Annotated in this window: 5 protein-coding genes; 4 read left to right on the top strand and 1 reads right to left on the bottom strand. The window is 67.3% G+C overall.

The genetic code is table 11. From position 1 onward, the window contains the following. The first annotated feature begins 31 nt into the window (after positions 1–31). Together K789_RS0103185 and K789_RS0103180 are read left to right on the top strand one after the other, a co-directional pair. The gene (locus tag K789_RS0103185; RefSeq protein WP_024365486.1) at positions 32–1,087 is read left to right on the top strand and encodes a 2,3-butanediol dehydrogenase; all 1,056 of its coding nucleotides are present in this window, start codon (positions 32–34) and stop codon (positions 1,085–1,087) included. Positions 1,088–1,169: 82 nt separating this feature from the next. Beyond that, positions 1,170–2,240 carry an alkene reductase gene (locus tag K789_RS0103180; protein ID WP_024365485.1) on the top strand — a complete coding sequence of 357 codons (1,071 nt, stop codon included), beginning with the start codon at positions 1,170–1,172 and terminating at the stop codon, positions 2,238–2,240. Positions 2,241–2,474: 234 nt separating this feature from the next. On the opposite strand, the gene K789_RS0103175 is transcribed toward K789_RS0103180, so the two are convergent. Further along, positions 2,475–6,092, bottom strand: coding sequence for a TM0106 family RecB-like putative nuclease (locus K789_RS0103175; RefSeq protein ID WP_024365484.1), 3,618 nt, complete (start codon positions 6,090–6,092; stop codon positions 2,475–2,477). Positions 6,093–6,260: 168 nt separating this feature from the next. Here K789_RS0103175 and K789_RS0103170 point away from each other — a divergent pair, with 168 nt between their 5' ends. Together K789_RS0103170 and K789_RS0103165 are read left to right on the top strand one after the other, a co-directional pair. After that, on the top strand, positions 6,261–6,839 hold the full coding sequence (locus tag K789_RS0103170) for an SOUL family heme-binding protein (protein ID WP_024365483.1): 579 nt from the start codon (positions 6,261–6,263) through the stop codon (positions 6,837–6,839). Between the two features lie 51 nt (positions 6,840–6,890). Beyond that, a partial coding sequence (locus K789_RS0103165) for a Tex-like N-terminal domain-containing protein (protein ID WP_029704390.1) occupies positions 6,891–7,680 on the top strand: 790 nt, incomplete at its 3' end.

Genomic DNA, 7,680 nt, shown 5'->3' with positions numbered 1-7,680 from the left:
ATCCACGGCCCGCAATGCGAAGGAAAACACCATGAAAGCAGCACGATTCCATGCCCGCGAAGTCCTCCGGATCGAAGACATTCCGGAGCCGGAGCTGCGCCCCGGAGCAGTGAAGATCGCCGTCGCCTGGTGCGGGATCTGCGGGACCGACCTCCACGAATTCCTGGAAGGGCCAATCTTCACCCCGCCGCCCGGCCACCCCCATCCGATTTCCCACGAGGAAGCCCCGGTTACCCTGGGGCACGAATTTTCCGGCACCGTCGAGGAACTCGGGGAGGGTGTGACCGGACTCGCCGTCGGAGACAGCGTGGTGGTGGAGCCGTATATCGTCTGCAACGAATGCGGCCCGTGCCTCAGCGGCCACTACAACCTGTGCACCAAGCTCGGCTTCATCGGCCTGGCGGGCGGCGGCGGGGGCCTGAGTGAGAAGGTCGTCGTCGACACGCGGTGGGTCCACCCCGTCGGGGACATCCCGCTGGACGAAGCCGCACTCATCGAACCGCTCGCCGTGGCGTACCACGCCGTCGGCCGGAGCGACGTCAAGGCCGGGGACGTCGCCGTCGTCGGCGGTGCGGGCCCCATTGGTCTGCTGACCGCGGCGGTCCTGAAGGGCCTTGGCGTCACCACAATCATCACCGAGCTGTCGACTGCCCGGAAGGAGAAAGCGGTTTCCTCGGGGGTCGCGGATCATGTGTTGGACCCAAGCTCCGACGACGTCAAGGCCCGGGTGCTGGAACTGACCGAAGGCCTGGGGGCAGATGCAGCGTTTGAATGTGCGGGAGTGAACGCCGTGCTGGACACCATGCTCGACGTCGTGAAGCCCGCGGGCGTTGTGGTCAACGTGTCGATCTGGGGACGTCCTGCCACCGTGGACATGCAAAAGGTCGTCCTGAAGGAAATCGACCTCCGCGGCACCATTGCCTATTGCGGCGATCACCCGGCCGCGATCAAACTCGTCCAGGAGGGAAAGGTCGACCTGAAACCCTTCATCACGGGACGAATCGCCCTCGATGATCTCGTGGACAAAGGCTTCGACACCCTGATCCACCACAACGACACCGCCGTGAAGATCATCGTCCACCCCTAGTGATCCGGGTCTCATCAGGAATAGTTGCAGACGCCCCGCAGTTGCCGCCAGTGAACCCAATCCCTGGTGAAAGGAACTGCGCATGCTGTTTTCCCCGATGACTCTCGGCGAGCTGGAACTGCCCAACCGACTCGTGATGGCGCCGTTGACCCGCGTCCGCTCCGGCACGGAAGGCATCCCCGGACCCCTCGTCGTCGAGCACTACCGGCAGCGGGCATCCCTCGGCCTGATCGTCAGCGAGGGTACGTACCCCAGCCGGGCCGGCCGGGGGTTCCCGGGCCAGCCCGGCCTGGTGACCGAAGCTCAGCTTGAGGGCTGGGCCAAGGTCACCTCCGCCGTGCACGCCGAGGGCGGCCGCATCTTCGCCCAGGTCATGCACGCCGGACGGGTTACCCATGCAGACACCACCGGCGGTCACCAGGTGGTTGCGCCCAGCGCCATCGCGATCGACGGCGAGACCCGCACCTACGCGGGCAAGCAGGCATTCCCCGTTCCGCATGCCCTGACCACCGACGAACTGCCGGGTATCGTGCAGGAGTTCGTCACCGCGTCCCGCAACGCGATCGGTGCAGGGTTCGACGGAGTTGAGCTGCACTCAGCCAACGGCTACCTGCTGCACGAATTCCTCGCCCCGTCCGCCAACCAGCGCGACGACATCTACGGCGGCTCGCCGGAGAACCGTGCGCGCTTCGTTATCGAAGTGACCCGGGCCGTGGTCGATGCCGTTGGCGCAGACCGCGTCGGCATCCGTATCTCGCCCGAACACAACGTCCAGGGAGCCCTGGAGCTTGACGCGGCAGACGTCCGTGAAACCTACGGCATCCTCGTGGATGCCCTGGCGCCCCTCAAGCTCGCCTACCTGAGCGTCCTGCACAAGGAGCCGACGAGCGAACTGGTCCAGGATCTGCGCACCCGTTTCGGCGGAAACTTCCTGCTGAACACGGGCTTCGGCGTCATCACCACCCGCGAGGAAGCCACCGCGATTGTTGCGGACGGCCACGCCGACGCCGTGGTCGTCGGACGCCCCGCGATCGCCAACCCGGACCTGGTCCGCCGCTGGCGCGAGGGGCTCCCGGTCAACGAGCCCGACCAGTCCACCTTCTACACCGAAGGCGCGAAGGGCTACACGGACTACCCGGCGTACCAGAACTAAGCCAGCAGCACCGAAGGTCGCCACTGGACATGTCCAGCGGTGGTCACGCTCGCCACTGGACATGTCCAGTCACGGCCGCGAACAGTGGGCAGAATGCCATTCTGCCCACTGTTCGCGTTTAACAATGAGCATGTCCCGCGGGCGGAAGGACGAAGAATGAGCATGTCCCGTGGTGTGGGGAAGAAGCTGGGCATGTCCCGTGGGCTCGAGCACGAAGAATGAGCATGTCCCGTGTTAGCTGGTCGCGACCGACCGCTGGCACAGGCCGATGAACCCGCCCAGCTGCTCCAGGCCTTCGGGGTGGGTGGGGAGGTAGTTGGTCAGCTCCGGTGCGCGGATCACGACGGCGCGCCACTGGCCGCGGGACACCGCCACGTTGATCCGGTTGCGTGAGAGCAGGAATTCCATGCCGCGCGGTGCTTCCGCCACCGCCGAACACGCCATGGACACGATCACGACGGCGGCCTCCTGGCCCTGGAACTTGTCGACGGTTCCCACACGGACCCCGGCCAGGGACGCGGCATCCAAGGCCTCGCGGATCACGTTGACCTGGGCGTTGTAGGCAGCCACCACCAGGATGTCCGCGAAGTCCAGGGGCCGGGTGCCGTCCTCCGTATGCCAGCTGAGGCCGAGATGACGCCGCACCTGCCGGACGGCTTCGGCGGCTTCCTCGCGCGAGGACGTGATGTTCCCGCTGTGCTCCACCAGCACGGTCTCGATCCCGGCGGGGACTCCCTCGAGCCTCCGGAGGTCAGCGGCCGGGGCTGAACGCAGCTTGCCCTCGTAGGAGAGTTCGGAGACGGCCCGGCACAGCTCCGAGGTCATCCGCCACGAGTCGGCCAGGAAATAGCCCAGCTCCGGCGGCAGCGTGGCATGGCCGGCCGATACCCAGCCCAGAGCCGATTCGTCCACCGGTTCAGGGTGGGAGCCCTGGCTGACCTGTGGCAACTGCTGCGGATCGCCGAGCAACAGCAGCCGGCTGCTGGACTGCGCCACGGCAAGGGTGTTCGCCAGGGAGAACTGGCCGGCCTCGTCGATCACCAGCAGGTCCAGCGATCCGGCCGGGACGTTGGCTCCTGTCATGGTCCAGGCTGTCCCGCCAATGAGCGCCCCACCCGGGGAACCGAGCAGGCGCGCCACGTCCGACGCCGAGCGCTGCCCCCAGGGGAGCGGTTCCCTGTGCTTCACGTCTTTGGCCACGCGGAGCGGATCGACGCCGGCCTTGGTCACGGCTGTCTTGAGCAGGTTTTCCACCACGGCATGGGACTGGCCGACGACGCCGACTTTCCAGCCCCGTGCCACCAGCCGGGCGATGACGTGGGAGCCCACATGGGTCTTGCCCGTCCCGGGCGGCCCCTGGACCGCGACATAGGAGTGGTCCAAAGCGCCGACCGCCTCCGTGATCGCGTCGACGAACCGGTCCGGCCCCCCGCCGGGCACGGGCAGGGCCGCACCCGAGGCCAGCCGCGGCGGAACCCGGCGGACCAGATCCAACGCCGGATGACGCGGGAAAACGGGCGGATGGGACTGCAATGCCGCGGCGACGCTGCACGCCAGGGCCGCCAGCGCGTCCTCAAGGCCCTTGGTCGGGATGGGCTGGTCTTCGGTCAGCGCGACGGGGACGTGGCTGTACGGCTCGATGGTCTTCCGGAGCTTGTCCCGGATGATGACGGTGTCCTTGCCGTCCTCGTGGCCCAGCTCCAGAACCTCGGTGCCGAACCAGCCGTTGCGCCCGGTCCCGTTGATCCCCGTGCCTTCAAGTCCGGCCGGAAGCGGCGGCTCATACATCCGGAACCAGGTGCTGCCCTCACGCAGGTCCGAGCCCGGGCTGACCGTGCCGATCAGCTTCACCCGCCGCTCCGGGAGCTTGGCGCCGTCCTTCCACCAGTCCTCAAGCACTTCCGCATCCTCGACGAGGAAGACGTTGCGGTCCTGCTGGTGATGCGTGTCGGGACCGTTCTCGCAGCGGTCGAAGTGCGCCCACCAGAACGCCTTGCGCTCCCTGCGGTGGTAGCTGACCGCCGCCGCCAGCATCGAAACCGCCTTCCGGTCGCCCTGGGACAGCCCGACGCCGTGATCCGCCAGTTCTGCCAGGGCCACTTCCAGCGGGTCCAGGTCAGCGGTGTCCGGCGCGGAGCCCATGCTTGTGCCAGCGGCCGTGGATGAGGCTGAGCCGGGTGCGCCGTCGCCGTCCGGCGTGATGCCGCGCTCCCGGGCCAGGCCCAGGAGCCAGGTCCGCAGCTCCAGTGTGGAGAGGCAGTCGTATTCGTTGTAGTCGGAGATCCCGGCGAGGATGGTGGCGGCTTCCTCGGCCCGGCCGTCGTCGCGTGCGTCGCAGTAGTGGGCGTAGGCCACCACCGAGGCGCCGGCGTCTTTCACGTCCCCGGAACGCAGGTTTGTCCCCATGTAGAGCGGCTCAAGTTTCTTGATGCTGTAGGAATTCTCGGAGATGCGGATGCTGTTCCGGACCGTCTGGTAGAGGTCCACCAGGAGCCCCTCGCGCAGCCAGCGGTCGACGGTATTTTCGCCGGCAACGTGCATCACGGAGAGCTTCCGGAGGGCAGTTTTCTCGTAGGCGGCGTAGTGGTAGACGTGCATGTCCGGGTGGTCCTGCCGGCGCTTCTCCACATAGTCGAGGAAATCGAGGAACGCCTGTTTCTCCGCCTCGCGGTTGTGCGCCCAGAACGGCCTGAATGACCCGGGGTCCCCGGGTCCGGTCGGTGCTTCGATGACGCCGAACAGGTACTCCAGTCCCCAGATGCCGGTGGCGCTTTCCTGCCACAGCGGGTCACCCTCGAAGTCGAAGAAAATGTCGCCCGCGCTGGGCTGCGGCAGCTCCGCGAGCGTGTTTTCCGGGACGACCCGGTAGCTGAGGGTGTGTTCCGTTCCGTCCTTGCGGTACCGGACGCCGCCGTCGGACGCGCCCACCCCGCTCTGCATCCGGGCCTGGTCCTGCAGGCGCAGCAGTGCGCTGTTCGCGCCAGGAAGGTGTGCTTCCGCGAACTCCTTGACCGTGAAAATCTTCCGTTCGTGGAGTGCTTTGCGCTGTGCCGAATTCATCCGCGCCACCAGCAGCAGATCATCGGTGGCCACCACCTGCTCCCGGCAGTAGTCACAGCGGCCACATGCGCTGAGTCCGCGGGCTCCCCACTGCACGGTGTGGGGCTGCGCTGCATGCGAAGCGGTCAGCGCCACGAACCGGTCCCGCCGTTCGCGGAAGACAGGCAGGATTTCCGCCAGTTTGTGGTGGCTGCGGACGTAATCGAAGCCGCCGTCCGGGAGCTGGACGGTGGCGCCGAGGACCAGTGTCACGGCCGGGTCCGGCGTGATCCCGGCCTTCAGCAACTGGTCCCCATAGGCGGCAAGCTGGAGCAGCGCGGTGACCTTCGCATGGCGGGCCAGCTTGGTGTCGAACACCGCGTAGCTGCCGTCGGCCTGGCGGACCAGGAAGTCGGAGCGGCCATGGAACTGGCCGTCGAAGAAGGCCGCCTGGAACACGACGTCGGCGCCCGAGCGCAGGGCCTCGATGGACTCACGGTGCTTGGCCAGCAGCGTGGCGCGGTCCATCGCCTCGGCCGGCACGACGTCGTACACGCCGCGCCCGGCGGCCGGATCCCAGGGGCCGAACTCCTCGACGAAACCATCGAGGACCTTGCGCTCGTGGCGGTCACCCAGCACGGCCGCGTGCTGGAGCATTTCGTCGGCGTCGAAGACCGCTTTGGGGGAGCGGCCCAGCTTCTCATCGAGCTTGCGCAGCAACTGATACTCACAACTCGCAGCGGTCACCAGGTCGCTCGCGGAGAAAACCAGGTCCGGTGCGGAACCCGGCACTTCCGGTTCAAGAAAAAACACTGTGCCCCCGATGTCGATGCGCTGCGGAAATTCGGGCTGCGCCGTCTTGGACGTCCGTGCAGCCTGGTCCTCTGTTCTTCAAGCTATCAAAGCGCTCCGACAATCCGGCGAGCACCCGGGTGGAACGGGCTGGTTCCTGTCGGAGACCCGGCGTATGGTCTGAAGACGATGACTGAACAGCAGCCCTTCGAGTTGGTCCAGCGCTACCCGGATTTCGAGTTGCGCCGCTATCCCGCGCATGTGGTGGCCGAAGTGCAGGTCAACGCGACGTTTGACCGGGCCGGCAATGCAGCCTTCCGCTACCTCTTCAATTACATCAGCGGCAACAACACTGCCCGGCAAGCGGTGGCCATGACAGCCCCGGTTGTCCAGGGGTTCGGGCCGCCACAGAAGCTGGCCATGACGGCCCCGGTTCTGCAAAGCGGATTCCTGACCGGGGGAGAGGAGACCACCGATTTCGTCGTGGCCTTCGTCTTGCCGGCGGGGATGACGGCGGAGACCGCCCCGGTACCGACCAATCCGGACGTCAGGATCCGGACCGTGCCGGGCTCCCTTGCCGCTGCCCTTAGCTTTTCCGGTGGCGGATCGAAGAGTGCGTTCGGGAAACGGAACCAGGAACTGCAGGCCGCGCTGGTCGCGGCCGGCCTGACCGCCGTCGGACTCCCACGGTTCGCCCGCTTTGATCCGCCCTTCAAGCCCTGGTTCCTCCGCCGCAACGAGGTCCTTCAGGACGTCGAACAGCCCTAGTCCGCTGCCCGCGCCCCCCGGGCGAAGAGCCCGGTAAGGCAAAATGGCAGGGTGACCCAACTCCCGCAGCGCCCGTCCCCATCAGCCAAGACCCCGTCTTTTAAGACCGCGTCGCCCAAGACCCAGGCTCCGCACACCCAGGAGTCCGGCATCGCCGCCCAGATCGCCGAGGAGCTCGGTGTGCTGGCCTGGCAGGTGAAGGCGGCCGTGGACCTGCTTGACGCCGGGTCCACTGTGCCGTTCATCGCCCGGTACCGCAAGGAAGCCACCGGGACGCTCGATGACACCCAGCTCCGCGACCTGGAGGAGCGGCTGCGCTACCTCCGCGAGCTGGAGGACCGCCGTCGGACCATCCTGGAAGCGATCGCCGCGCAGGGTGCGCTGACTCCGGAACTGCAGGCCGCCGTCGTCGGCGCCGACACGAAGTCGCGGCTGGAGGACATCTACCTTCCGTTCAAAACGAAGCGGCGCACCAAGGCGCAGATCGCCCGCGAGGCCGGGCTGGAGCCGCTTGCCGACGCACTGCTGAAGCGGCCCGAACTCGATCCGGAACGCGAAGCCGCCCGCTACCTCAACGCCGAGCACTCCATCGGCGACACCGCGGCGGCGCTCGCCGGTGCCCGCTCCATCCTGGTGGAACGCGTCGCCCAGGACGCCGACCTCGCCGCCACGCTGCGGGAGCGGCTTTGGACGCAGGGCCGGATGGTCTCCCGGGTCAAGAAGGGCAAGGACGCCGAGGGCCAGAAGTTCAAGGATTACTTCGAGTTCTCCCAGCAGCCGGCCGGGATGCCGTCGCACCGCGTCCTGGCGTTGCTGCGCGGCGAGAAGGATGGGGTGCTGG

The organism is Arthrobacter sp. TB 26, assembly GCF_000427315.1.
Taxonomy (GTDB): Bacteria; Actinomycetota; Actinomycetes; order Actinomycetales; family Micrococcaceae; genus Arthrobacter.
Note: the sequence above shows the minus strand (reverse complement) of the source record. Positions and strands in the feature narration are given on the sequence as shown.